The organism is [Zimmermannella] faecalis ATCC 13722 (assembly GCF_000381765.1).
Lineage (GTDB): Bacteria > Actinomycetota > Actinomycetes > Actinomycetales > Microbacteriaceae > Gulosibacter > Gulosibacter faecalis.
The window spans coordinates 68,773-93,952 of record NZ_KB907076.1 but is presented as its reverse complement, the minus strand read 5'-3'; the positions used below and the strand labels follow the sequence as shown (position 1 = coordinate 93,952).

Genomic DNA, 25,180 nt, shown 5'->3' with positions numbered 1-25,180 from the left:
AACTTCAGACCACTCAACTGGGAGAAGAAGGGGATGCGCGCAGCTGGGAGGGCGGCGTGCCGAAGCGGGCCTTGAAGGCGCGGCTGAAGTGGGCCGAGCTCGCGAAGCCCCACGCGTGCGCGAGCTGCGTGAACGAGACGTCGGTCGGGCCCCTCGTGAGGTCGCGGTGGGCGCCGTCGAGGCGGCGGTTCCACACGCGGGTCATGAGCGTCTCGCCGTCGTCGGCGAACGCACGGTGGATGCTGCTCGGCGACAGGTGCAGCGCCCGCGAGATCGAGGCGACGCTGAGGGTCTGGTCACGCAAATGCTCCTCGAGATGCGCCTCGATCAGTCGGCGTCGCGACGACCCGCCGTCGCGGTCGAGCGGCGTAAGCGCGGCGAGCAGCAGATGTTCGAGCCCCTGCGCCATCGACGCGGTGACCGCCGGGTCGAGGTCGTCGTCGAGATCGCGCAGCGACGCGAGCGCCGAAAGGAACACCCGACCGGCCCCGCCCTCAACCGTGCGGGCCGTGACCGACTCGGGCGCGCGTATCCGCTCGAACAGGGCGCGCGGAAACTGCACGACGACCTGCTCGAAATCGCGAGCAGGGCCGAGCTGCCCCGTCAGATCGAGCTGATACGGCCGCTGCGTGTCGTAGGCGGCGAGCGCGCCGCGCGTGATCTCGGCGCGGCGGCCGTCCTGCGTGACGACGCACCGGCCGCGCGTCTGCACGCCGACGAGCACGCCGTCGTCGCGCCGGGACGAGGCCACTTCGCTGCGGCCGCGGGTGACGAGCTGTGGCGTCGCCCGCACGGTCGACACCTGCAGGCCGCCGAGGGTGCGCACGTCGATTTCGCCCTCGATGGTGTCGCCGGCGGCGCCCGCCGCGCAGCCGAGGTCGACGAAGGTTTCTGAGACAGCCTGATTCCAGAACGCGAGGCGTTCGCGCCGCGGCACCGTTGCCGTCGTGAGTTTCTTGGCCATGCCCGATTCTACGATCGCCCGGCCCCACGCCCGCTGTGCGGTGCGGCACGGATACGCGGGGTGCGACATCGGGGCAAGCCGCCTGACGCGGTGGGGCAAGCATCGCCGCGGCCGCGACCGTAGCGTCGGCCGCACGAGCCCGAAGCAGGCAGGAGTGCGTTGTGCAAAGGAGTGCGACATGACCCAGCAATCATTCAAGGTGGCGGCCGTGCAGGCGGCGCCGGTGTTCCTCGACCTCGAGGCGACGATCGACAAGGCGATCGAGTACATCGCGGATGCGGCAGCCGCGGGCGCGTCGCTCGTCGCGTTCCCGGAGGTGTGGTTCCCGGGGTATCCCTGGTACGCGTGGCTCGACGTGCCGGCGGTGTGGATGCAGAAGTACGCGCAGCGCTACTTCGAGAACTCGCTCGAGTACGGCACGCCGCAGGCCGACCGGCTCTCGCAGGCGGCGCGCGACCACAACATCATGGTGTCGGCGGGCATCAGCGAGCGCAGCGGCGGCAGTCTCTACATCTCGCAGTGGCTGATCGGTGCCGACGGCCGCACCCTTACCCAGCGCCGCAAGCTGAAGCCGACCCACGTCGAGCGGGTGATCTATGGCGAGGGCGACGGTTCCGACCTCGTCGTCGCCGAGACCGAGCTCGGCCGCGTCGGCGGGCTGTGCTGCTGGGAACACTTCCAACCCCTGTCGAAGTACGCGATGTACGCGCAACACGAGCAGGTGCACATCGGCGCGTGGCCGAGCTTCTCGCTGTACGAGGGCGGCGCCTATGCGCTCGGGCCCGAGGTGAATACCTCCGCCTCGCGCACCTACGCGGTCGAGGGGCAGGTGTTTGTCATCGCCCCGTGCGCGACGGTGTCGCAGGTGATGGTCGACGAGATGTGCGAAACCGAGATGCAGCGCGCGCTGCTCAAGGTGGGCGGAGGCTACGCCCGCATCTACGGACCCGACGGGCAGCAGCTCCACGAGAGCCTCGCGCCCGATGTGGAAGGCCTCGTCTACGCCGACCTCGACCTCGGCGCGATCGCGGTCGCGAAGGTCGCGGGCGACCCGGTCGGCCACTACTCGCGCCCCGACGCGACGCGACTCGTCGTGAACCGAACCCCGCGTATCCCCATGACCGACTCGCAGGCACCCCGCTCGCGCGGCACGGTCGACTCGTTCGCCGATGCCCTCGACGAAGAAGCGGCGCTCGCCGAATAGCGGGCGGATGCGTCGGGCCGCGCGAGCTGTCGGGCCGCGCGAGCGGGCCCGTCGATTCGGCCAGTGATGCGGGTTTCTGGGAGCGCTGCGGTCACGCGCGCATCGCTCCCAGAAACCCGCATCACTTCGCGGCGAACGCGAGAGACGCTATTGCGCGCGCGCCTCGCGTGCCGCTACACTTGACGAAGCCTTAGACCGCTGGTGCTTGGCGTGTGCCCATTGAGTGCAACTCACGGGCCGGAGCCAGACGAAGGATCCGAATGGACCACCCGCGCAGGTGAACGAGTACTGCTCCGCGTGCAATCTTGCCGCGTGTTCCGCGCTCCGACATCTGCGTCGGAGCGTTTTTTCGTGTGTTTCGTGCCGGCGGTGGGATCCCGACATCCGTCGAGGTCTCGCGTACAGACGAGAGGAGAACCATGGCGACCAAGGACGCAACCGTCGCCGAGCTCGTGGAGCGATTCCAGGGCTCGAGCGCCGTCGTGCTGACTGAGTACCGCGGTCTCACCGTTGCGCAGCTCAAGGATCTGCGCCGTTCGCTCGGTGAGAACGCAAACTACGCCGTGGCAAAGAACACGCTCGCCAAGATTGCGGCCAACAAGGCCGGTATCGAGGGGCTCGACGACTACTTCACCGGTCCGACCGCTATTGCGTTCGTGACGGGCGAGGTCGTTGACGCCGCGAAGGCACTGCGCAACTTTGCCAAGGACAACCCTCTCCTGGTGATTAAGGGCGGCTACTTCGACGGTAAGCCGCTCAGCCCGGAAGAGGTCAACAAGCTCGCCGACCTCGAGTCCCGCGAAACGCTGCTCGGCAAGCTTGCCGGCGCGTTCAAGGCCTCGCTGTTCGGTGCCGCGTACATGTTCACCGCGCCCGCGTCGAAGGCGGTTCGTACCGTCGACGCACTGCGCGCAAAGCAGGAAGAGACCGCGGAATAGTCCATCCCGGACATCGCGGCAAGATCACAACTAAGGAGAAACCCCATGGCTAAGCTCACCGCTGAAGAGCTCATCGAGCAGTTCAAGGAGCTCACCCTCATCGAGCTCAGCGACTTCGTCAAGCTCTTCGAGGAGACCTTCGACGTCACCGCTGCTGCCCCCGTCGCCGTTGCCGCCGCTGGCGCCCCGGCTGCCGGTGGCGACGCCCCCGCCGAGGAGGAGAAGTCGGAGTTCGACGTCATCCTCGAGGCTGCTGGCGACAAGAAGATCCAGGTCATCAAGGAGGTGCGTGGTCTTACCTCGCTCGGCCTTGGCGACGCGAAGGCGCTCGTCGACGGCGCTCCGAAGCCCGTCCTCGAGGGCGCGAGCAAGGAAGACGCCGAGAAGGCCAAGGAGGCCCTCGAGGCCGCCGGCGCCACCGTCACCCTCAAGTAGTTTCGCGCTGCGTCAGCAGCTCGAAGTGCTTCGCTGACTTCGTGTCAGCAGCCCGACGCGGGCCGAGATTCGTCTCGGCCCGCGTTGGTCGTTTCCGCGCGGTGTGGTTCGCGGGGCAGGGGCGGATGTGCTGGCCAGCAGGGGCGGATGCGCGGCAGCGGACGGGCGGGATGCATGCATATACATCAAGCAAGGTCATCCCGTAGGTGCAGATGGTGACTTTTCTGTTACAAAACCGTTGCATCTGAGTGCTCCCTGTGAAAGTGTGGACGACGTGCAGGGTTGGGGAATCCTGAGAATCTGCGCAACGACACCGCTTATTCAACGAGAAGAGACAACGATGACTGCTTTCACCAAGCGCATTGCTGCCACTGCCGCTGCCGCCGCGCTCACCGCGGGTGGCGTGTTCGCGATCGCGACGCCGGCATTCGCCGCAACCACCACGCCGACCGAGTCGGCTCCCGCCGAGACCACTCCGGCCGAGACCACGGCCGCTGCGGCCTTCGTCGACCCCACCGAGGGTGCGAACCTCGAGTCGGGCATCAAGACCCTCCCGTGGACCGTCGCCGGCCTCACGCCTGGCGCCGCCTACACGGTGCAGATGACCTCGCCCGAGTTTGACGGCGATGTGCCCCCGACCGGCGGCAACGAGTACGTCGTCGAAGAAGACGGCACCGCTGCTGGCGAGATCGAGTGGAGCGACTTCAGCGCATTCGCTGACGGCGACTACACCCTGACGGTCACCGAGGGCGACAACGTCGTGACCGTGAACTTCACGGTTGGCGCTCCCGAAGAGACCGAGACCCCGGAGCCGACCAAGCCCACGGAGAGCCCGGAGCCGACCGAGACGCCTGAGCCCACCGAGACCACGGCTCCGACCGAGACGGCGACCCAGTCGCCCACCCCGAGCGAGACCGAAGAGGTCGAGGCTCCCGCGCTCGTCACCGAGCAGGAGACCTACACCGAGAGCGAGACCCGCGGTGGTGTCGTTTACGGCGGCGCGAACTGGATCCCCGGCCAGGACATCCTGATCACGATCACCGACGCCTCGGGCGCGACCGTGCAGCTCTCGCCCGTCGGCGATCCCGAGCTCGACGTCGTGGTTGACGAGGACGGCCGCTTTGCCAGCTCGGTTGAGTACCAGACCTACGAAGACACCAACGGCAACGGTGAGCGCGACCCGGGCGAGCCCATCGTCGACAGCGGCACCCTCCCCGTCGGTGACTACACCATCACCGCCGTGCAGGGTGACGTGAGCGCGACCGTGACGTTCACCGTCGTGGCCGACGCCTCGGAGAGCATCCCCGCCACCGACGACAACAACGATGACGCTGGCAACGACAACGGCAACAAGGGCAACGACGACGCCCTCGCCGTGACCGGTGCTGACGACGCTGCGCTGCTCGGCTCGCTCGCGGGCGGCCTTGTGCTCGTCGCCGCTGGCGCCACGATGATGGTTGTTCGCCGCCGCCAGGCCTAAGTCCTGACGATGGCGCGACCGCCGGAATATCCGGTGTCGTAGCTTGAGAGTGCGGGCCGGGGGAGTGATCCCTCGGCCCGCATTTTCGTACCTGGAAGCGGTATACCTGCGGACGACCCCGGAGCTCCTTCGGCGGGTGGATATTTGCATGACAGCGCACAGATCACTGTGCAAACCGCCAACTCCGACTAACATCTCAATTAGATAACTTTGCACAACCGAGAATTCGGGAATGGAACAGCATGAACGCCTCGAAGCGCAGGATGCCCGCAGTCGCCGTCACGGCGACCGGCGCGGCGCTCGGCCTGTTCCTATCTGGTGCGCTGCTGTGCGGCCCGGCCTTCGCGACCGTCGACGGTGAGCCGCTCTCGAACGTGGAGCCGTCGATTAGCGAATCCGGCGACGCGGAGCTTGGCGCCGCGGGACCCTGGGTTGGCACGGGCGAGTCTGGCGACGACGCGCAGCTCATCTCCGTGACCGACGACTCGAACAGCGACCTCTCGAACGACCTGCAGAGCTCGACGAACCAGAGCTCGACGACCCCGCCGCAGGGCAACACGCCGACGCCCGAGCCCACGCCCACGGGTGAGCCTGAGCCGACGCCGACCGAGACGCCCGAGCCCACGCCCACCGATGAGCCGGAACCGACTCCGACCGAGGATCCCTCGCCGACGCCCGACCCAGAACCGACCGAAACGCAGCAGCCGGCGCCCGACCCCGACCAGGGGAACGACGACGGCGCCGTGCGCGAGGAGCCGGGCAACGAACTGCCCCTGCCGCAGGAGCCGGATATGCCGACCTCGGCACCCGACGCCAGTGGCGACCAGCCAGGCGAGCAGGTCGTGCCAGTTGAGCCCGGAAAGCGCGATCAGGCGAACGGTAGTGACTCGTCGCAGCCACGTCCCTCGCTCAAGCCGAGCGCGACGCCGCGCCCGACCACCGCATCCGACGATGCTGCGGGGAGTGGTGACGTCTCGTACGCGACCCAGACCGATGAGGTCGCCGCCGACGATCTCGCCGACACTGGCAACCCTGTGAACTTCGTGGTTGTGGGTGCGATCGCCGCAGTGCTGCTTGCCCTCGGCGGCGTGCTGCTTCGGCGTCGCAGCGCCTGATCCCGGTCGCCGCGCAGTCGCGCGAGTCTGTATGATTGACCGATGTGCCTGGCTCGCCCGGCACAGCTGGAGGATTCGCCTAGTGGCCTATGGCGCACGCTTGGAAAGCGTGTTGGGTGCAAGCCCTCGCGGGTTCGAATCCCGCATCCTCCGCTCCGCTATTTCGCGAACTGACGGCAATTTGCAGCATTTCCGCTGGAAATGCTGCAAATTGCCGTCAGTTCGCGGGGGTGGGTGGAGGCGGAGTGCCTACGACTGCGTGACGTCGAGGCTGAACTCGAGCTGGCCATCCGCCTCGACCTCGACGAACCCGAGGCTCGGCGCCTCGACGTCGTAGTCGGCGAAGGTCAGGGGCACGGTGCCGACGATCTGTGCGGTGTCGCCGCTCACGACGACCTCGAGGGTGGCCGTCACCTCTTGCGAGACGCCGTGCATTGTCAGCGTGCCCGTGACCTCAACCGAAACGGTCTCACCGCTCGTCACGTCGTCGGGCAGCTCGGCCGCCTCGGCGAGTTCGAAGGATGCGGTGGGGTACGTGCTCGCCTCCATCGCGTCGTTCGCGAAGTAGTCGTCGCGGTTCGAGTTGTCGGTCGCGATCGACGTGACGTCGACCTCGATGGTGCCCGCCGAGAGGGTCGTGCCGTCGATCGTGAACGACCCCGACACCTCCTCGGTGCGGCCGACGACGGTGACGTCTTCGCCCTGCAGCACCTCGTCGACGCGGTAGCCTGCGTAGCCGCTGTCGACGGTCCACTCTCCTGCGACGTCGTCGGAGCCGGTGCCGGCCTCGGCGGTCTCGGAGATCGATGGCGCCGCGACATCGCTGCTGCCGCCGAACACGGCGCGGTAGATGGTTGGCGCGAGCAGGGCACCGGCGACGGCGATCACCGCGAGGGCGCTCACCACCCAGATGGTGATCTTCGTGCCGCGGCCGATGGGCTTGCGTGTGGCGTCAGCCATGGGGGAACTCCTTCGATGCGGCTCGTGGCCGCAGGGTTGGGGTGGGCTCTTCCCGCTCGAAGGTAGGTGGCTGCCGTCGTGTGCGCCTATGGGAATTCTATGAGCTTCCTATGCGGGCTCGCCCATCGCCGCGGGCCCGTCGTTCACGACGACGAACTTCAGGAATGGCTCGTGAATCGTCCACCGCGTGAGCGTGTTCTTGCGGAACGTGTAGAGATCGCCCGCCGCAAGCTCGAGCGTCTCTCCGGTGTCGAGCAGCTCGATTGTCGCCGAGCCGCGAATGACGTAGCCCGACTCATCGCCGAGCGGAATGTCGTACAGCGGCGACACGGCTGGCTCGACGCGCCAGAACGCGACGACGAGCAGGTTGCCGTTGTAGCTCGTGTCGCGCACGATGCTGATCTCGCCGAACGTCGACGTGCCGGGCTCGCCCTTCGCCTTCGGGTAGTCGAAGCTGACGAACTCGAGGCTGTCAGGGTTCGCGATCGCGGGGAGATACGCGGTGGTGGTGTCGGCCATGGGGTGCTCCTTTGCTGCATGAATCTGTGCAACGATCTGCGCTGATCGTGGCCGGGCGGCGGATGTGCGACCCGGTTGGCAAGCGAGCCTAGGGACGCCTTTGCCGCCGGAATCCGCGATCCGCGCCCGGCAAATCGACGATTCGCGCACTGCGCATCCGCCGTCGTGCGGGGCGAGGCATACTCGGTGCACCGGATACGACGCGCGAGGATGCGCGCGACGACGGCAATGGCGCTGGGCAAGGAGGCTGGGCGATGACCGCAACCCTGGTCGCCGACATCGAGCGGTGGCGCGAAACGATCGCCGAGACCTTCGTCGAGTTCGAGATCGACTCGGCCGGCGACGAGTTTCACGGCGGCGTCGACCGTGTCGAGCTTGGCCGCGGGGTCGCGGTGACGCAGGGCGCCACCGATCGGTCGCACGTCGTGCGCACGCCGGCGCTCGCGCGCGATGGCCGCGACGACGTGCTGTTCCTCATGCAGCGTACGGGGTGCTGCACGGTCGCATCGGGCGGCGGCCGGGGCACACTCACGCCCGGCGGCGCGACGCTGCACCGCGCCGACGTGCCCTATTCGCTCACGTTCACCGAGGCGTCGACGGCGCTCGTGCTCGTGCTCCCTCGCCCCGTGCTGGCGGCCGATCGCATCCTTCCCGAACCGTCGACGGGGCCGATCGCCGCGAACAGCCCTGCGCTGCGGATGCTCACGACGCTCGCCGACGAGGCGAGCCGACAGGGTGCGGCGCTCGACTCCGGGGTGCGGGAGGAGCTCGGCCAGAACGCGGTCGAGCTGCTGCGCTCGGCGACCCGGCCCGTCGAGCGCGAGGTCGCGCAGACGAGCGGCCACACGATCTTCCTTGCGGTTCGCCGCGCCATGCTGCTGCACGCCCGCGACCCCGACTTCACGATCGCCGACGCCGCGGCACTCGCCCACGTCTCGCTGCGATACGCCCAGAAGCTGTTCGAGCGCGAGGGCGTGCGCATGTCGACATTCCTGCGCACGCGGCGCCTGCAGGAGGCGGCCGCGCTACTCGAGTCGGGCACGCAGGCGCGCTCAGTCGAGGCGGTCGCGCACCTCGCCGGGTTCGCCGACGTGAACACCTTCATTCGCGCGTTTGCCCGCGAGTACGGCACGACGCCCGCGAAGTGGCGCCGGGAGCGGCAGGGCTAGTTTTGCCCACTGCAACCGCCTACACGTGATCGTCGCACACGGCGCCGCGGTCAGCGAATCCGTGGGGCTCGAGCTGGAACGTGCAGTGTTCGATGCGCACCTCGAAGTGCTCGCGCACGCAGTCCTGCAGGTCGCGCAGTACGGTCGCCGAGTGCGCCGAGTCGAGGCAGCGGTCGTGCACCTCGAGGTGGGCCGTGAGCACGGGCAGCCCCGTGCCGATCGTCGTGACGTGGAGGTCGTGCACGCGCACGACGTGCGGGTTGCCTTGCAGGTGGTCGCGCAGCGCGTCGAGGTCGAGGCCCGCCGGCACGGCCTCCATGAGGACGCGCACGCTGCGGCGCAGAATCACGACGGCGCGGGGCACGATGAGCGCGGCGATGAGGAGACCCGCGAGCGTGTCGATCGGCGTCCATCCGGTCGTGCGAATAACGATTGCGCTGATGATCACCGCGACCGACCCGAGCGCGTCATTGACGACCTCGAGGAACGCGGCGCGCAGGTTGAGGTTCGCGTTGCGCGAACCGAGCAGCACCGCGATCGAGGCGATGTTGCCCGCGAGTCCGATGATGCCGAACACGAGCAGGCTGTCGCCGGGCACCTCGGGCGGGGCGAAGAATCGGGCGACACCCGTGATGATCGCGTAGACACCGACCGCGAGCAGCACGAGCGCCTGGGCCGCGGCGGCGAGCACCTCGGCGCGGCGCAGCCCCCACGTGTGGGTCGTGGTGGCGGGCCGGCCCATGAGCTGCGCGGCGATGAGCGCGAGCAGCAGGCCGGCGGCGTCGGTGAGCATGTGCGCCGTGTCGACGAGCAGCGCGAGCGAGTTCGTGAGAATCGCGCCGACGAGCTGCGCGAGCAGAATCGTCGCGGTGATGCCGAATGCAATGCGCAGGCGGGTGCGACCGGATGCGGTGCTCGCGTCGGCGGCTGACGCGTGATCGTGCGCGTGGTCGTGCATCCTTCACCTCCCGGTCGAGCTCGTTATATAAGCGTACGTGCATATGTCGGTTTTGGGAATGGCGAAACCGACCCCTGCGGGCCCGTAGGCTGTCGTGGTGAATTCTGTCGTCATCGCCGTGGCCGTCATGCTCGTGCTTTCCCTCGCCCGCGTGCATGTTGTGCTTGCCCTCTTTCTTGGCGCCGTGGTCGGCGGCCTCGTCGGCGGGCTCGGCCTCGACGGCACAATGCTCGCGTTCCAAGACGGCCTCGGCGCGGGCGCGAAGATTGCGCTGAGCTACGCCCTGCTCGGCGCCTTCGCGATGGCGGTTGCGAACTCCGGCCTGCCGCGCCTACTCGCCGACGCGCTCATCCGCCGCCTCGACGGTGAGGGTGCGAACGCCTCGACCCGCACCGTCACGATCACGAAGTACGCGATGCTCGCGGGCGTGCTGTGCATGTCGATCATGAGCCAGAACCTGATTCCGGTGCACATCGCGTTCATCCCGCTGCTCGTGCCGCCCCTGCTCGGGGTCATGAACAGCCTGCGCCTCGACCGCCGCCTCGTCGCGTGCGTGCTCACGTTCGGCCTCGTGACGACCTACATGTACCTGCCGTTCGGCTTCGGCAAGATCTTCCTCGAAGACATCCTGCTCGGCAACATCGAGCAGGCTGGGCTCGACACCTCGGGTATCAACGTCATGGATGCGATGGGCATCCCCGCGCTCGGCATGGTCGCGGGCCTCGTCATTGCCGTGTGCTTCAGCTACCGCCGCCCGCGCGAGTATGCCGACCTGCCGATTCTCGGCGCGAACGTCGAGCAGGAGGAGCACCCGTCGCGGTACCGCGTCGCGGTGTCGATCGTCGCGATCGTCGCTTGCTTCGCGACGCAGCTCACGATGACGGCGCTCGGCTCGCAGGCCGACGCGCTGCTCGTCGGCTCGCTGCTCGGGCTCGCGGTGTTCCTGCTCACGGGCGCCGTGAAGTGGCGCGAGGCCGACGACGTGTTCACGCAGGGCATGCGCATGATGGCGCTCATTGGCTTCATCATGATCACGGCGCAGGGGTTCGCCGCGGTCATGGATGCGACGGGCGACGTCGCACCGATGGTCGAGGTCGTGCAGCAGGCGTTCGGCGACAACCGCGCGGTGGCGGCGTTCGCGATGCTGCTCGTCGGGCTCATCGTGACGATGGGCATTGGATCGTCGTTCTCGACGCTCCCGATCATCACGACGATCTATGTGCCGCTCTGCCTCGCGCTCGGGTTCTCGCCGCTCGCGACCGTGTCGATCATCGGCACGGCCGGCGCGCTCGGCGATGCCGGTTCGCCCGCGTCAGACTCGACGCTCGGGCCGACAGCGGGGCTGAACGCCGACGGGCAGCACGATCACATTCGCGACTCGGTGATCCCGACGTTCCTGCACTACAACCTGCCGCTGCTCGCGTCGGGTTGGATCGGCGCGATGGTGCTGTAGCGGGGATGCCACGCGGGCAATCTTGCTCACGGCGAAATTATGCAAACGCACGCGCTTAAGCGACTACTGTCGGTAATACACGGCGCGAACCGCGCGCAGCAGCCCGTTGTCCAGCGGAGCCGCGCCCGAGTACAGGGAGTGTGGAGTTATGCAGTCATGGCGGTTCTACGGTACGAACAAGCCGCTTGAGCTCGAGGAAGTCGACGAGCCGAAGGCCGGCCCGGGCGAAGTGGTTGTCGACGTGCGTGCGGCGGGCGTCTGCCACTCCGATGTGAGCGCGCTCGACGACGCCAGCTGGCAGCCGCTCTTTCCCCGACTTCCGATGACGCTTGGGCACGAGAACGCCGGCGTCATCAGCGAGGTTGGCGAGGGGATGGAGCACTGGAAGGTCGGCGACCGTGTCGGTCTTGCGCCGGTGATGCCCGATGGCGACGCGATTGGCTATGGCCAGTGGGATGGCGGCTTCGGCCCGAAGATTCGCGCCACCGACGCGAACCTCGTGAAGCTGCCCGACGAGGTCTCGTTCGAGCTCGGCGCGATGGCGACCGATGCGGGGCTGACGTCGTACCACGCGATGGTGACGCGCGGTGGCGCAGCGAAGGGCAAGCGCGTTGGCGTGATCGGCCTCGGCGGGCTCGGCTACATCGGGGCCCGCGTCGCGGTGCTCCTCGGTGCCGAGGTCTATGGCGCCGACGTCAGCGAGGGCGCACGCGGTCTCGCCGACGAGATCGGGCTCGCGGGAGTCGCGGAGTCGATCACCGAATTCGCCGACAAGAACCTCGACGTCATCGTCGACTACGCCGGCTTCGGCACCACCACGGCGGAGGCACTCGACACCCTCGCCGAGCACGGCACGTTCGTGCAGGTCGGGATGGGCCGGAACACCTCGACGATCAACACGTACTCGATCATCCTCAAGCAGCTCAATGTCTACGGGTCGAAGTCGGGCACGAAGGAAGACCTTGAGGCCCTATACGAACTGATGAAGTCGGGGCAGCTGAATCCACCGGTGAACCGCATCACCCCGGCGGAGATTCCGGATGCGCTCGAGCAGCTTCGAGCGGGCGGCGTGGTTGGCCGCTTTGTCGCGTCGTACGACGCGTAGGGAAGCGCACGAAGGGAGGGGCGACGCTGGCGCGTTGCCCCTTCGCGCGTTCCGGCCAACGGAAACGAAAAGACCCCCCGCGCACCCGCCAGAGCCTGGTTACCCTTGCTTCGTTTCCGACCTGGGGGAGTTGGCCTGGGTGGCGCCACGCGGGGAGCCACTCCCAAGTTTACCTGACGCACGCGGCCCCGGTCGAACCGGCGGCGCAAACTTCCGGGCCCCACAAACTTCCGGGCCGCGCGTCGGAGGGCCTCGCTACCATGACACCGTGACCGCGAGCATCTACATCACGTCGTCCGAAGGCTTCTCGGGTAAGCAGGCCGTTGCGCTCGGCCTGCTCGAGACGCTCACGCAGCGTAGCGGCCGGGTGGGGCTCTTCCGCCCAGTCAGTGAGAGTGCCGAGCACGACGACATTCTCGAGCAGTTGCTCAACCGGCTCGACCCGAACCTCGGCCTCACGCCAGAGCTCTGCGTTGGCGTCACGTACGACGAGGTGCACGCCGACTCGGCGAGCGCGCTCGCGACGATCCTCCAGCGCTACGACGCGGTCGCGAGCCGCTGCGACGTCGTCGTCGTACTCGGAAGCGACTTCACCGACGTCGGCAACCCGGCCGAGCTCGACTTCAACGCGCGGGTCGCGGCGAACCTTGGCGCGCCCATCCTGCTCGTGCTCACCGGCCTCAACCCCGCCGACCGCAGCGCGCGCACCCCGGCCGAGCTCGCGCAGGTGGCGGCGAGCACGCTGCCGGTGCTGCGCGACGAGCACGCGCAGCTGCTCGCGGTGGTCGTGAACCGCGTCGGCGACGCCCGCCTCGACGAGGTGCGCGACCTCGTCGGGGCGGCGGTGGCGGATGCGCGCCCCGAGTCGCCGGGCGGCGTGCCGGTGTGGTGCCTGCCCGAGAACAAGCTGCTCAACGCCCCGAGCGTCGCCGAGCTGCGCGACGTGCTCGGTGCCGAGCTCTACTCGGGCGACGAGACGCTCCTCAACCGCGAGGTGCTCGGCATCACGGTGTCGGGCATGTCGATGGAGCACGTGCTCGAGCGCACGTTTGAGTCGGGCGTCGTCGTGGTCGCCTCCGACCGCACCGAGACGATCGTCGCGCTGCTGCTCGCGCAGCAGGCGAAGACGATGCCGTCACTTGCGGCGCTCGTCGTGAACGGGCCGTTCGAGTTCTCGCCCATCGTGGAGTCGCTCATTCGCGGCGTCGACCTGCCGCTGCCGATGCTGCGCACGCAGTTCGGCACGTACGAGACGGCGCAGCGGCTCGTGAACACGCGCGGCCGGTTCCTCGCGTCGATGGAGCGCAAGGTCGACGCCGCGCTCGCCGACTTCGCCGAATACATCGACGCTGAGGCGCTGCTCGCGCTGCTCGACGTGCCCGAACCGACCGTCGTGACGCCGCTGATGTTCGAGCACACGCTGCTCGCGCGCGCCCGCGGCGACCGCCAGCACATCGTGCTGCCCGAGGGCAACGACGACCGCATTCTGCAGGCCGCGTCGACGCTCCTCACGCGCGAGGTCGCCGACCTGACGATCCTCGGCGACGAGGCGGCGATTCAGCAGCGGGCGTCGGCACTCGGCCTCGACCTCTCGGCGGCGCGCATCCTCTCGCCCCAGAACCCCGAGCTGCTCGACCGCTTCGCCGAGGAGTACGCCCGGCTGCGGGCGCACAAGGGCGTCACGATTCTCGAGGCGCGCGACCGCGTGCAAGACGTCTCGTACTTCGGCACGATGATGGTGCACCTCGGCCTAGCCGACGGCATGGTGTCGGGCGCCGCCCACACGACGGCGCACACGATCAAGCCGTCGTTCGAGATCGTGAAGACGAAGCCGAGCGTGTCGATCGTGTCGAGCGTGTTCCTCATGTCGCTCGCCGACCGGGTACTCGTTTACGGCGACTGCGCGGTGAACCCCGACCCGACTGCCGAGCAGCTCGCCGACATCGCGATCTCGTCGGCCGAGACGGCGCGGCAGTTCAACATCGAGCCACGTGTCGCGATGCTCAGCTACTCGACCGGCGACTCGGGCGCGGGCGCCGACGTCGACAAGGTGCGCGAGGCGACCCGACTCGTGCGCGAGCGCGCCCCAGAGCTCCTCGTCGAAGGGCCGCTGCAGTACGACGCGGCGACCGACATGGCGGTCGCGTCAAAGAAGCTGCCCGGCAGCGAGGTCGCCGGCCGCGCGACCGTGTTCATCTTCCCCGACCTCAACACCGGCAATAACACGTACAAGGCGGTGCAGCGCTCCGCCGGAGCGCTCGCGATCGGCCCGGTGCTGCAGGGGCTCAACAAACCCATCAACGACCTCTCGCGCGGCGCGCTCGTGAGTGACATCGTGAACACGGTGGCGATCACGGCGATTCAGGCGCAGGGCGCAACCGACTAACGGCGCCGACGCCGCAACGCAAAGGACGACTATGACCATCGTGCTCGTGGTGAACTCCGGTTCGTCATCGCTCAAGTACCAGCTCATCGACATGGCGACCGAGTCGACGCTCGCGTCGGGCCTCATCGAGCGCATCGGCGAGTCCACAGGAAGCGTGCGGCACGACCGGGCGGATGCCCGCGAGGAGCGCGAGCAGACGGTCGCGAACCACGACGATGCGTTCGCCGCGATGCTCGAAAACTTTGCGACGTTCGGTCCGACGCTCGAGTCGACGCCGCCCGCGGCGGTCGGCCACCGCGTCGTGCAGGGCGCGCGCCGTTTCTTCGACGCGACCGTCATCGACGACGACGTTGAGCGGAACATCGAGGAACTCAGCCCCCTCGCGCCGCTCCACAACCCGGCGAACCTCGCGGGCATCCGGGGCGCGCGGCGCGTGTTCCCCAACATCCCGCACGTCGCGGTGTTCGACACGGCGTTCCACACGACGATGAGCGACGCCGCGAGCACCTACGCGCTCAACCGCGAGGTCGCCGAGGCGAACCGCGTGCGCAAGTACGGCGCGCACGGCACGAGCCACAAGTTCGTGAGCGAGGCCGCCGCCGAGTTCCTCGGGCGCCCCTACGACGAGCTGCGCACCGTCGTGCTCCACATCGGCAACGGCGCCTCGGCCTGCGCGGTCGACGGCGGCCGCTCGATCGACACGTCGATGGGCATGACGCCGCTCGAGGGTCTCGTGATGGGCACCCGCACGGGCGACATCGACCCGGCCGTGCTGTTCCACCTGCACCGCAAGGCCGGGTACACGGTCGACGAGCTCGACGACCTGCTCAATCGCAAGTCGGGGCTGTACGGGCTCACGGGCACGAATGACGTACGCGACGTTACGCAGCGCGCGGCGGCGGGGGATGCTCGGGCGCAGCTCGCGCTCGACGTCTACGTGCACCGGCTGCGGCACTACCTCGGCTCGTACCTCGTGCAGCTCGGCGGCGGCGATGCGATCGTATTTACGGCCGGGGTCGGCGAAAACTCGGTCGAGGTGCGTCGCCGCACGCTCGAGGGGCTCGAGTGGCTCGGCGTTGAGATCGATGCCGAGCGCAACCAGCTGCCGAACGACGGAATCCGCGTGATCTCGACCGACGCATCCCGCGTCACCGTGCTCGTCGTGCCGACGAACGAGGAGATTGAGATCGCCCGGCAGACCCTCGCGACAACGGGCGCCAGCGCCGCCGAGTAGGGGCTGCTCGCGCGAGGCGCGGTTCCTGTGGATGCGCGGGCCCGGGTGTCGGGGCTGCCTCTACGATGGAGGGCATGGTTGCAGCCCTGTATCGCCGCTATCGGCCCGAGACGTTCGCCGAGATGATCGGGCAGCAGCAGGTGACCGACCCGCTCTCGACGGCGATCCGCTCGGGGCGCATCAACCACGCCTACCTCTTCTCTGGCCCGCGCGGCTGCGGCAAGACCTCGTCGGCGCGCATCCTCGCCCGCTGCCTCAACTGTGCGAAGGGACCGACGCCCGAGCCGTGTGGCGAGTGCGAGTCGTGCCTCGAGCTCGGCCGCGACGGCGGGGGCTCGCTCGACGTGCACGAGATCGACGCCGCGAGCCACGGTGGTGTCGACGACGCGCGCGACCTGCGGGAGCGCGCCGTCATGGCGCCGAGCCGCGACCGCTACCGCATCTTCATCATCGACGAGGCGCACATGGTGACGGCGCAGGGCTTCAACGCGCTGCTCAAGGTCGTCGAAGAGCCGCCGGAGCACGTGCTGTTCATCTTTGCGACGACCGAGCCCGAGAAGGTCATCGGCACGATCCGGTCGCGCACGCACCACTACCCGTTCCGGCTCATTCCGCCGGCGCCGATGCTCGAATACCTCGAGCGCATCTGCGACGCCGAGCAGATCTCGGCCGAGGCCGGCGTGCTGCCGCTCGTCGTGCGGGCCGGCGGCGGCTCGGCGCGTGACACGATGTCGCTGCTCGACCAGCTCATCGCCGGCACCGAGGGCGCGACGATGCCGTACCAGCTCGCGACGCAGCTGCTCGGCTTCACGGCGCAGGAGCTGCTCGACGAGACGATCGCGGCGTTTGCCGACGCCGACTCGGCGGCCGCGTACCGGTCGGTCGACGCGGTGATTCAGTCGGGCCAAGACCCGCGCCGGTTCGTCGAAGACCTCCTTGAGCGCGTGCGCGACCTCATCGTCGTGAAGGCGGTTGGGCAGGGTGCCGACTCGGTGTTGCGGGGCACGACCCCGGCCGAGCTCGAGCGGATGCGCGTGGCCGCGCAGCGCTTCCATCCGCGCGCGCTGACCGGCATGGCCGATGCCGTGAACGCGACGCTGAGCGAGATGACCGGCGTCACGGCGCCGCGCGTGCAGCTCGAACTCATGACGGCGCGGATTCTCGTGGCGCAGCGGGCCGCGTTTGCCGACGGTGGTGGCGAAGCGACCCCGGCGGCTGGCGGCCAGGATGCGCCCGCGCAGCAACAGGCGCCGGCGCAGCAGCAGACCGCGCCCGCACCCGCGCGCGAGCAGGCGCCGCAGGCCTCGCAGGAACCTGCCCCCGCCCCGACGCGGGCCGGCCAGCAGCCTGCGCCGAGACCCGAGCAGCAACGTGCCGCCGAGCCGGAGCAGCCCGCCGCACCAAAGCCGTCGGCGGCCGAGGCAGCGAAGGCGGCGTGGGCGACGCCGGGCGTTGCCGCGCAGCCGGAGCCTGCCAAGCCTGAAGTCAAACAGGCCGAGCCGCAGCAGCAGCCTGAGCCTCAGCAGCCAGAACCTCAACAGCCAAAGGCACAACAGCCAGAAACTCAGCGCCCGGCGCAGCAGCCGACGCCGCAGGAGCCCGAGCCGACCGACGTCTCGGCCCTCGACTTCGGGCAGGTGCGGGACGCCTGGCCGAGCGTGCTCGAGGCCGTGAACCGCCTCGGCGGGCGCTCGGTGTGGTCGGTGGTCCGCTCGCTCGAACCGATCGGGTTCTCGAACGGGATGCTCGACCTCTTCTTCCCGAACCGCGGCGTCTTCGACCAGCTGCGACAGGCGCCCGAGGGGCAGACCTCGCCGAGCGACCACCTGAAGTCGGCGCTGCGCGAGGTGTTCGGCGGCGACATGAAGATCGCGCCGAAGATCGGCCGCACGGCACCGCGCGAACAGCAGGCGCCCGCGCAGGAAGCGCCGCCCGCCGACCCCGACGCCGACCGCCACCGAGGTCGTCCAAGCGTCGGCAATCCGAACCAAGCGCGCACAAGGGCAGGCGCCGCAACCGGTGCCCCGACCTGGAACGTCGCGCCGATCCCCGGCGAGCCGCGGGTCGCCGACGACGGGCCCGGTTCGGCGTGGGACGAGTTCGCGGAGGGCCCCGCGCCTGCGCCCGAGGCCGCACCCGCGCCCGCGCCGTCACCCGAGGAGATCGCGGCGAACGAGCAGGCCGTGCGCGAGCGCGAGACCGAGCCGGTCGAGATGCCCGAGGTGACGATCCACGTCGAAACGGCCGACGCAGACCTGCACAACCCGATTGATGCGCAGGGGTCGGTCGACGCGCCTGCCCCCGCTGGCGAGCCGCAGCCGGCCGCTGACGCGGGCACCGCATCCGCCCCGCCCGCGCCAAGCTGGAACGTCGTCGCCGTGCCGGGGTCGGAGCCCGAACCGGAGCCCGAGCCCGCCACCACGCCCGAACCCGAGCCCGAAGTGTCGAACGCACCGCGCCACCCCGCCCTCGAGGCGGGGCAGGAGCGCTACGGTGAGTCGGTGATTCGTGAGCGACTCGGGGCGCGATTCATCGGCGAGGAGCTCCGCGTGATCGCGGCGCCCGCCGGCCCCATCGATGAGGCGCCAGACGATTTCGAGGCGCCGCCAGAGGAGTACTAGGCCATGTACGAGGGAATCGTTCAAGACCTCATCGACGAACTCGGGCGCCTGCCCGGCGTCGGGCCGAAGTCGGCGCAGCGCATCGCGTTCCACATCGTGCAGACGCAGACGTTCGACGTCTCGAAGCTCGCGAAGATTCTGCTCGAGGTGCGCGACAAGGTGAAGTTCTGCAAGTACTGCGGCAACGTCGCCGAGCAGGATGTCTGCCACATTTGCGGCGACGCGACGCGCGACCGCACGCTCATCTGCGTCGTAGAGGAGCCGAAGGACGTCGCCGCGATCGAGCGCACGAACGAGTACGAGGGGCTCTACCACGTGCTCGGCGGCGCGATCTCGCCGATCGACGGCATTGGGCCCGATCAGCTGAACATTCGCGGCCTCATGCCCCGCCTCGAAACCGGCGAGGTCGTCGAGGTGATTATCGCGACCGACCCGAACCTCGAGGGCGACGCAACCGCCTCGTACCTGTCGCGGCTGCTCAAGTCGGTTGGCCTGCGGGTGTCGCGCCTCGCGTCGGGCCTGCCGGTCGGCGGCGACCTCGAGTACGCCGATGAGATCACGCTCGGCCGCGCCTTCGCCGGTCGCCGGGTCATTTCGTAGCGTCACGACAGCGGCGCCGCCGCCCTGTGAGCGGCTAGGCTGAACGACGGTGCGCAGCAACGCGCAGAAGGGATTGCCAGTGAGCCTTATCGTGCAGAAGTATGGCGGGTCGTCGGTTGCCGATGCCGAGAGCATCCGCCGCGTCGCGAAGCGCATCGTCGACACGAAGCGTGCCGGGAACGAGGTCGTCGTGACGGTCTCGGCCATGGGCGACACGACCGACGACCTCATCGAGCTCGCGCACGAGATCTCGCCGATTCCCGACCCGCGCGAGTTCGACATGCTCGTCACGACCGGTGAGCGCATCTCGATGGCGCTGCTCGCGATGGCGATCAAGTCGATGGGCTACGACGCCCGCTCGTACACCGGCAGCCAGGCCGGCATGATCACCGACTCGAAGCACGGCGACGCGCGCATCGTCGACGTCACGCCGGTGCGCGTGCGCGAGGCGCTCGACGAGGGCGCGATCGCGATCGTCGCCGGGTTCCAGGGCTTCAACCGCGACACCCGCGACATCACGACGCTCGGCCGCGGCGGCTCCGACACGACCGCCGTCGCGCTCGCGGCGGCGCTCACCGCCGATCGCTGCGAGATCTACAGCGACGTCGACGGCATCTACACGGCCGACCCCCGCGTCGTGCCGAAGGCGCACAAGCTCGCGGCAATCTCGAGCGAAGAGATGCTCGAACTCGCTGGCAGCGGCGCGAAGGTGCTGCACATCCGCGCCGTCGAGTATGCCCGCCGCCAGGGCGTCACGCTCATCGCCCGCTCGTCGTTCTCGAGCGACCCGGGCACCATCATCTACAACCCCGACAACGCAAAGGAATTCGCTGTGGAAGAAGCCTCGATCGCCGGCGTCTCGCACGACCTGAGCCAGGCGAAGATCACCGTGGTCGGCGTGCCAGACGTGCCCGGTTCGGCCGCCGCGATCTTCAACATCGTCGCGCAGCAGGGCGCGAACATCGACATGATCGTGCAGAACGTGCAGACGCAGAACGACGGCGTCACCGACATCTCGTTCACGCTGCCGAAGACCTCGGCCGAGCAGGTGCTGCGCGCCCTCGAGGCCGCGCACGAGCAGCTCGGCTACGAGTCGCTGCGCTTTGACGACCAGATCGGCAAGGTCTCGCTGGTGGGGTCGGGCATGCGCACGAACATCGGCGTCTCGGCCCGCCTCTTCGAGGCCCTCAACGAGGCCGGCATCAACATCGACATGATCTCGACCTCCGAGATCCGCATCTCGATCATCACGAACGCCGACGTCGTGCCCGAGGCCGCGCGTGTGATTCACACGGCCTTCGGCCTCGACGGCGACTCCGAGGCCGTCGTCTACGCCGGCACCGGCCGCTAGCGCATCCCCACCCCCAGTTCAGTGGTCGAATGTTGCTGTTCTCAGGCCGGCCTCAGAACAGCAACATTCGACCACTGAACTGCGGGGCTAGTGCGGGCTAAGCTGATGGGCATGGTCAAAAAGATGCATGTTGCCGTTGTCGGTGCCACCGGTCAGGTGGGTGGCGTGATGCGCCGCCTGCTCAGCGAGCGGAAGTTCCCGATCGCGTCGATTCGCCTCTTCGCGTCAGCGCGCTCCGCCGGCACGCAGCTCGAGTACGAGGGCGAGCAGATCACGGTCGAAGACGTCGCGACCGCCGACCTCACCGGCATCGACATCGCCCTCTTCTCGGCGGGCGGCAGCACCTCGAAGGCGCAGGCCGAGCGCTTCGCCGCCGCCGGCGCCGTGGTCATCGACAACTCGTCGGCCTGGCGCCTCGATCCCGAGGTTCCCCTCGTCGTCTCCGAGGTCAACCCCGACGACATCGCGAACCGCCCGAAGGGCATCATCGCGAACCCGAACTGCACGACGATGGCCGCCATGCCCGTCATGCGCGCGCTCCACGCCGCCGCGGGCCTCGAACGCATGATCGTCACGACCTTCCAGGCCGTTTCGGGCTCGGGCCTCGCGGGCGCCCGCGAGCTCTCGGGCCAGGCGGTCGCCGCGGTGAACCAGGGTGAGGATGCGCTCCTCGGCCTCGTGCACGACGGCAAGTCGGTCGACCTCCCGCAGCCCGAGAAGTACGTGCATCCCATCGCCTTCAACGTCGTCGCGCAGGCCGGCGACTTCGTCGACGACGGCACGGGCGAGACCGACGAGGAGCAGAAGCTCCGCAACGAGTCGCGCAAGATCCTTCACCTGCCCGACCTTCGCGTCGCCGGCACCTGCGTGCGCGTGCCCGTGTTCACCGGCCACTCACTCTCGATCAACGCCGAGTTCGAGCGCGAGATCACGCCCGAGCGTGCCCGCGAGGTGCTCGCCGACGCCCCGGGCGTCGAGCTGCGCGACGTGCCGAGCCCCCTCGAGGCCGCCGGCGTCGACCCGAGCCTCGTCGGGCGTATCCGCGCCGACCAGTCGGCACCCGAGGGCCGCGGCCTCGCGCTGTTCCTCTCGAACGACAACCTGCGCAAGGGCGCCGCGCTCAACGCGATTCAGATCGCCGAGCTCGTCGCGGCCGAGCTCTCGGCCTAGGCGAAATCCGACCCGAACAGCGGGAGTAAGGTAGCACCGTGACGAATCCGAAGATCTACGACGCTGTCCTTGTTGGCGGCGGTGTCATGTCGGCCACGCTGGCGACGCTGCTCCACGAACTCGAACCCGACTGGTCGATCAAGATCATCGAGCGACTCGATGATGTTGCTCAGGAGTCCTCGGGCCCCTGGAACAACGCGGGAACCGGCCACTCGGCGCTGTGCGAGCTGAACTACACGCCCGAGAAGAACGGCAAGCTCGACATCTCGAAGGCGCTCACGATCAACGAGCAGTTCCAGGTGTCGCGACAGCTCTGGTCGACGCTCGTGCGTCGTGGGGAACTGCCCGAGCCGAAGAACTTCATCAACCCCGTGCCGCACATGACGTTCGTGACCGGCGCCGACAACGTCGAGTTCCTTCGTCGCCGCTGGAACACGCTGAAGGAGCAGCCGCTCTTCTCGACGATGCAGTTCTCGGAAGACCCGGCGCAGATCTTCGAGTGGGCCCCGGCCCTCATGGTCGGCCGCGGCAAGGACGAGAAGGTCGCCGCGACCTACGTCGAGCAGGGCACCGACGTCGACTTCGGCGCTCTCACCCGCAACCTCGTGCAGAACGCGATCAACAACGGCGCCGTCGTGCGCCTCGGCACCGAGGTCGTCGACCTGCGCCAGCGCCCCGACGGCGTGTGGCAGGTCGCGACGAAGGTGCGCAGCGGCGCCGAGAAGGGCCGCAAGAACGTCACGCACGCGCGCTTCGTGTTCGTCGGCGCCGGCGGCGGTGCGCTGCCGCTGCTGCAGAAGTCGGGCATCCCCGAGATCAAGGCGTACGGCGGGTTCCCCATCTCGGGCGAATTCTTCCGCACCGACAACCCCGAGGTCGTCGCGAAGCACCAGGCGAAGGTCTACGCGATGCCGCCCGTCGGCGCCCCGCCAATGTCGGTGCCGCACCTCGACACCCGCGTCGTGAACGGCAAGGCCTCGCTCATGTTCGGCCCGTACGCGGGCTTCAACACGCGCTACCTCAAGCAGGGTTCGCTGCTCGACATGTTCAAGTCGCTGCGCTTCGACAACCTGCCCACCTACGTCGGCATCGGCCTCACCAACTTCGACCTCGTGAGCTACCTCGTCGGTCAGCTCGCCGCGTCGCCCGACAAGAAGTTTGAAGACCTCGCGAACTTCTTCCCCGAGGCGAAGCGCGAAGACTGGCGCCTCATCACGGCGGGCCAGCGCGTGCAGGCGATGAAGAAAGACCCGAGCGGCAAGGGCTACCAGCTCGTTATGGGCACCGACGTCGTGACGAAGGCCGATGGTACCCTCGCGGGCCTGCTCGGCGCCTCGCCCGGCGCATCCATTGCCCCGTCGGCCATGCTCGACCTGCTCAAGCGCTGCTTCCCCGAGCAGTGGCCGGCGTGGACCGAGAAGGTCACCTCGCTCGTGCCGCACTACGGCGTGAAGCTCAACGACGACGCCGAGCTCGCCGAGCGCGTGCAGAACGAGACCGCCGAGGTGCTCGGCATCGCCTCCGTCTCGTAACTCGGTTTCGAAGCTCCAGGTGAAGGCACCATTCGTCGTCGGCATCGCCGGCGGATCCGGAAGCGGCAAGACCGCGCTCGCGCGCTCGCTCGCCGAACGATTCGCCGACGATGCCGCCGTGCTTTTCCACGACAACTACTACCGGCGGCAGGATGCGCTCACCTTCGAGGAGCGCTGTGCGGTGAACTACGACTCCCCAGAGGCGTTCGACAACGCGCTGCTCGTTGAGCACCTCGACACGCTGCTCACCGGCGGCGCGATCGAGTGCCCCGTGTACGACTTCGCGTCGCACAACCGCTCCGACGAGACGATCACGGTGCCGAGTCGGCCGATCATCTTCGTCGAGGGCGTGCTCGTGCTCGCCGACGAGGCGCTGCGCAGCCGCTTCGACCTCAAGCTCTACGTCGATACCGATGCCGACGTGCGCATCCTGCGCCGCCTGAAGCGCGACGTGCTCGAGCGCGGCCGCACGCTCGAGTCGGTCGAGCAGCAGTACCTCGCGACGGTGAAGCCGATGCACGAGCGGTACGTCGAGTCGTCGAAGCTCTGGGCCGATGTGATCGTGCCCGAGGGCGGCCGCAACTCGGTCGCGCTCGAGACGATCGCGGGTGGGCTCGTCGCGAACCTGCGGGGCCTCGCGCACCTGCAGCAGCCGATGGGGGAGCGATAGCCCGTGGCGAAGCTGTACTTTCGCTACGGCGCCATGAACTCCGGCAAGTCGACCGCCCTGCTGCAGACCGCCTTCAACTACGAGGAGCGGGGGCAGGATGCTGTGCTGCTGAAGCCTCGCATCGACACGAAGGGTGCCGACTCGGTCTCGTCGCGCCTCGGCATGGACCGCCGCGTCGACATTCTGCTCGACGCCGACGAGTCGCCCCGTGAGGCACTCGCGAGCCTCATTGCGGAGCGTGGGCCGGTCGCGTGTCTGCTCGTCGACGAGGCGCAGTTTCTCAGCCCGTGGCAGATCGACGAGCTGTTCCGCATCGCCGTGCTCGACGGGATTCCCGTGCTCAGCTACGGCATTCGCACCGACTTTCAGACGGTCGCGTTTCCAGGCGCGCGTCGCCTGCTCGAGATCGCGCACTCGGTCGAGGAGCTGAAGACGATCTGCCGCTGCGGTCGCAAGGCCGTGTTCAATGCGCGACTCGTCGACGGCAAGTTCATCTTTGCCGGCGACCAGGTCGCGATCGACGGCGACGTCGTCACGTACGAGTCACTGTGCGGCCAGTGCTACCTCGAGGAGTCGGGCGGCCGGCTCGGCAGCGACGTCGCCCGCTGAGCGTCGCCTGAGCGCTCTCTGAGCGCTGGCCCATTGACGGCGGTGATGCCCAGGAGGGTGCCCGTACGCTAGTGGGCACGAATCAACGGCGATTCGAGCGTTCCGAAGGGCAACACCATGACGACCAACAACGACGTGCGGCTCGCACGCATGCAGCGACTCGACACCGACCGCGACCGCAGCCTCACCGTGACGAAGCTCGCGTACGCGTCGGCGCCCGAGATTTTCGACGTACTGCGCAACCCGACGCTGCACACCGACTTCGATCCGAAGCAGATGATCGTGAGCGTCGACCCGTCGTCGGCCGACCCGATCACGGCGGTGGGCGACACGTTCACGATGAACATGTTTGCCGAGGCGCGCGGCGGCGACTACCGCATGGTGAACCTCGTCACCGAGTACGAGTCGAACCGCGCGATCGCGTGGAAGCCCGCGATGGAGGGCTACCCGGCGATCGGGTTCCGCTGGACGTGGCGGCTTGAGCCGCGCGACGCCGACTCGACGTTCGTCTCGCTCACGTACGACTGGCTCGACGTGACGCACGAGGGGTTCCTGCGCAAGAACACGTTCCCTGTCTTCCAGCCCGAGAGCTTTGACGCCTCGGTGGATGCGCTCGTCGAGTTTGTCGAAGACGACTGGGGCGACGAGAGCGGCGAGATCTCGACGACCCCGATCCCGACCGTGCCCCGGCCATAGGGCTGCTGGTG

22 protein-coding genes, 1 tRNA gene and 1 other RNA gene are annotated in these 25,180 nt (G+C 68.5%); 19 read left to right on the top strand and 5 right to left on the bottom strand.

What is annotated here, in order from left to right:
- Positions 1 to 13 precede the first annotated feature (13 nt).
- The gene (locus G328_RS16135) at positions 14 to 964 is read right to left on the bottom strand and encodes an AraC-like ligand-binding domain-containing protein (RefSeq protein ID WP_019618213.1); all 951 of its coding nucleotides are present in this window, start codon (positions 962 to 964) and stop codon (positions 14 to 16) included.
- A 178-nt stretch (positions 965 to 1,142) separates the two neighbouring features.
- Here G328_RS16135 and G328_RS0104800 point away from each other — a divergent pair, with 178 nt between their 5' ends.
- From G328_RS0104800 to G328_RS0104775, 6 genes are all read left to right on the top strand, one after another.
- Positions 1,143 to 2,168, top strand: a complete 1,026-nt coding sequence (locus tag G328_RS0104800; RefSeq protein WP_019618212.1) for a carbon-nitrogen hydrolase family protein — start codon at positions 1,143 to 1,145, stop codon at positions 2,166 to 2,168.
- Between the two features lie 419 nt (positions 2,169 to 2,587).
- Complete coding sequence (gene rplJ / locus G328_RS0104795) at positions 2,588 to 3,106, top strand: 50S ribosomal protein L10 (protein ID WP_019618211.1); 519 nt, start codon at positions 2,588 to 2,590, stop codon at positions 3,104 to 3,106.
- Positions 3,107 to 3,151: 45 nt separating this feature from the next.
- Complete coding sequence (gene rplL, locus G328_RS0104790; RefSeq protein WP_019618210.1) at positions 3,152 to 3,541, top strand: 50S ribosomal protein L7/L12; 390 nt, start codon at positions 3,152 to 3,154, stop codon at positions 3,539 to 3,541.
- Positions 3,542 to 3,881: 340 nt separating this feature from the next.
- Positions 3,882 to 5,021, top strand: a complete 1,140-nt coding sequence (locus tag G328_RS0104785; RefSeq protein WP_026339653.1) for a hypothetical protein — start codon at positions 3,882 to 3,884, stop codon at positions 5,019 to 5,021.
- Between the two features lie 242 nt (positions 5,022 to 5,263).
- On the top strand, positions 5,264 to 6,136 hold the full coding sequence (locus G328_RS16605) for a hypothetical protein (RefSeq protein WP_026339652.1): 873 nt from the start codon (positions 5,264 to 5,266) through the stop codon (positions 6,134 to 6,136).
- 68 nt (positions 6,137 to 6,204) lie between these two features.
- Positions 6,205 to 6,289 (top strand) — tRNA-Ser (locus G328_RS0104775).
- Between the two features lie 96 nt (positions 6,290 to 6,385).
- On the opposite strand, the gene G328_RS0104770 is transcribed toward G328_RS0104775, so the two are convergent.
- Entirely contained in the window at positions 6,386 to 7,096 is a 711-nt protein-coding gene (locus tag G328_RS0104770; RefSeq protein WP_019618209.1) for a YceI family protein, read from the bottom strand.
- A gap of 108 nt (positions 7,097 to 7,204) precedes the next feature.
- A complete protein-coding gene (locus tag G328_RS0104765) occupies positions 7,205 to 7,615 on the bottom strand; it encodes a cupin domain-containing protein (protein WP_019618208.1) in 411 nt (136 codons plus the stop codon).
- 254 nt (positions 7,616 to 7,869) lie between these two features.
- On the opposite strand from G328_RS0104765, the gene G328_RS0104760 reads away from it, so the two are divergent.
- On the top strand, positions 7,870 to 8,784 hold the full coding sequence (locus G328_RS0104760) for a helix-turn-helix domain-containing protein (RefSeq protein ID WP_019618207.1): 915 nt from the start codon (positions 7,870 to 7,872) through the stop codon (positions 8,782 to 8,784).
- A 19-nt stretch (positions 8,785 to 8,803) separates the two neighbouring features.
- Here the strand turns inward: G328_RS0104760 and G328_RS0104755 are convergent, their stop codons facing one another.
- Complete coding sequence (locus G328_RS0104755; RefSeq protein ID WP_019618206.1) at positions 8,804 to 9,742, bottom strand: cation diffusion facilitator family transporter; 939 nt, start codon at positions 9,740 to 9,742, stop codon at positions 8,804 to 8,806.
- A gap of 94 nt (positions 9,743 to 9,836) precedes the next feature.
- Here G328_RS0104755 and G328_RS0104750 point away from each other — a divergent pair, with 94 nt between their 5' ends.
- Positions 9,837 to 11,195: a Na+/H+ antiporter family protein gene (locus tag G328_RS0104750; protein WP_235619844.1), complete on the top strand. Its 1,359-nt coding sequence runs from the start codon at positions 9,837 to 9,839 to the stop codon at positions 11,193 to 11,195.
- Between the two features lie 148 nt (positions 11,196 to 11,343).
- Positions 11,344 to 12,300, top strand: a complete 957-nt coding sequence (locus G328_RS0104745; RefSeq protein ID WP_019618204.1) for a zinc-binding dehydrogenase — start codon at positions 11,344 to 11,346, stop codon at positions 12,298 to 12,300.
- A 65-nt stretch (positions 12,301 to 12,365) separates the two neighbouring features.
- On the opposite strand, the gene ffs is transcribed toward G328_RS0104745, so the two are convergent.
- Positions 12,366 to 12,462, bottom strand: an RNA gene (ffs, locus tag G328_RS16130) — signal recognition particle sRNA small type.
- A 106-nt stretch (positions 12,463 to 12,568) separates the two neighbouring features.
- Here ffs and pta point away from each other — a divergent pair.
- From pta to G328_RS14250, 10 genes are all read left to right on the top strand, one after another.
- Positions 12,569 to 14,686 carry a phosphate acetyltransferase gene (pta, locus tag G328_RS0104740; RefSeq protein WP_019618203.1) on the top strand — a complete coding sequence of 706 codons (2,118 nt, stop codon included), beginning with the start codon at positions 12,569 to 12,571 and terminating at the stop codon, positions 14,684 to 14,686.
- 31 nt (positions 14,687 to 14,717) lie between these two features.
- On the top strand, positions 14,718 to 15,920 hold the full coding sequence (locus G328_RS0104735) for an acetate/propionate family kinase (RefSeq protein WP_019618202.1): 1,203 nt from the start codon (positions 14,718 to 14,720) through the stop codon (positions 15,918 to 15,920).
- A 74-nt stretch (positions 15,921 to 15,994) separates the two neighbouring features.
- Complete coding sequence (locus G328_RS14255; RefSeq protein WP_019618201.1) at positions 15,995 to 18,541, top strand: DNA polymerase III subunit gamma and tau; 2,547 nt, start codon at positions 15,995 to 15,997, stop codon at positions 18,539 to 18,541.
- Positions 18,542 to 18,544: 3 nt separating this feature from the next.
- Positions 18,545 to 19,141 carry a recombination mediator RecR gene (recR, locus tag G328_RS0104725; protein WP_019618200.1) on the top strand — a complete coding sequence of 199 codons (597 nt, stop codon included), beginning with the start codon at positions 18,545 to 18,547 and terminating at the stop codon, positions 19,139 to 19,141.
- 79 nt (positions 19,142 to 19,220) lie between these two features.
- A complete protein-coding gene (locus G328_RS0104720) occupies positions 19,221 to 20,492 on the top strand; it encodes an aspartate kinase (protein WP_019618199.1) in 1,272 nt (423 codons plus the stop codon).
- 105 nt (positions 20,493 to 20,597) lie between these two features.
- Complete coding sequence (locus G328_RS0104715; RefSeq protein WP_019618198.1) at positions 20,598 to 21,662, top strand: aspartate-semialdehyde dehydrogenase; 1,065 nt, start codon at positions 20,598 to 20,600, stop codon at positions 21,660 to 21,662.
- Between the two features lie 38 nt (positions 21,663 to 21,700).
- Entirely contained in the window at positions 21,701 to 23,194 is a 1,494-nt protein-coding gene (gene mqo / locus G328_RS0104710; RefSeq protein WP_019618197.1) for a malate dehydrogenase (quinone), read from the top strand.
- Positions 23,195 to 23,213: 19 nt separating this feature from the next.
- Positions 23,214 to 23,864: a uridine kinase gene (udk, locus tag G328_RS0104705; protein ID WP_019618196.1), complete on the top strand. Its 651-nt coding sequence runs from the start codon at positions 23,214 to 23,216 to the stop codon at positions 23,862 to 23,864.
- Between the two features lie 3 nt (positions 23,865 to 23,867).
- Positions 23,868 to 24,473 (top strand): thymidine kinase, encoded by a 606-nt coding sequence (locus tag G328_RS0104700; RefSeq protein WP_019618195.1) that lies wholly within the window; start codon positions 23,868 to 23,870, stop codon positions 24,471 to 24,473.
- A gap of 117 nt (positions 24,474 to 24,590) precedes the next feature.
- A complete protein-coding gene (locus tag G328_RS14250; RefSeq protein ID WP_019618194.1) occupies positions 24,591 to 25,169 on the top strand; it encodes an SRPBCC family protein in 579 nt (192 codons plus the stop codon).
- The last annotated feature ends 11 nt before the right edge of the window (positions 25,170 to 25,180 follow it).

Coding starts and splice junctions, on each gene's coding strand:
- rplL (WP_019618210.1), top strand. CDS start 3,152: ATGGCTAAGCTCACCGCTGAAGAGCTCATCGAGCAGTTCAAGGAGCTC.
- G328_RS0104745 (WP_019618204.1), top strand. CDS start 11,344: ATGCAGTCATGGCGGTTCTACGGTACGAACAAGCCGCTTGAGCTCGAG.
- G328_RS0104800 (WP_019618212.1), top strand. CDS start 1,143: ATGACCCAGCAATCATTCAAGGTGGCGGCCGTGCAGGCGGCGCCGGTG.
- G328_RS14255 (WP_019618201.1), top strand. CDS start 15,995: ATGGTTGCAGCCCTGTATCGCCGCTATCGGCCCGAGACGTTCGCCGAG.
- G328_RS0104755 (WP_019618206.1), bottom strand. CDS start 9,742: ATGCACGACCACGCGCACGATCACGCGTCAGCCGCCGACGCGAGCACC.
- G328_RS0104715 (WP_019618198.1), top strand. CDS start 20,598: ATGGGCATGGTCAAAAAGATGCATGTTGCCGTTGTCGGTGCCACCGGT.
- G328_RS0104785 (WP_026339653.1), top strand. CDS start 3,882: ATGACTGCTTTCACCAAGCGCATTGCTGCCACTGCCGCTGCCGCCGCG.
- G328_RS0104760 (WP_019618207.1), top strand. CDS start 7,870: ATGACCGCAACCCTGGTCGCCGACATCGAGCGGTGGCGCGAAACGATC.
- G328_RS16135 (WP_019618213.1), bottom strand. CDS start 964: ATGGCCAAGAAACTCACGACGGCAACGGTGCCGCGGCGCGAACGCCTC.
- G328_RS0104765 (WP_019618208.1), bottom strand. CDS start 7,615: ATGGCCGACACCACCACCGCGTATCTCCCCGCGATCGCGAACCCTGAC.
- G328_RS16605 (WP_026339652.1), top strand. CDS start 5,264: ATGAACGCCTCGAAGCGCAGGATGCCCGCAGTCGCCGTCACGGCGACC.
- recR (WP_019618200.1), top strand. CDS start 18,545: ATGTACGAGGGAATCGTTCAAGACCTCATCGACGAACTCGGGCGCCTG.
- G328_RS0104735 (WP_019618202.1), top strand. CDS start 14,718: ATGACCATCGTGCTCGTGGTGAACTCCGGTTCGTCATCGCTCAAGTAC.
- G328_RS14250 (WP_019618194.1), top strand. CDS start 24,591: ATGACGACCAACAACGACGTGCGGCTCGCACGCATGCAGCGACTCGAC.
- G328_RS0104770 (WP_019618209.1), bottom strand. CDS start 7,096: ATGGCTGACGCCACACGCAAGCCCATCGGCCGCGGCACGAAGATCACC.
- rplJ (WP_019618211.1), top strand. CDS start 2,588: ATGGCGACCAAGGACGCAACCGTCGCCGAGCTCGTGGAGCGATTCCAG.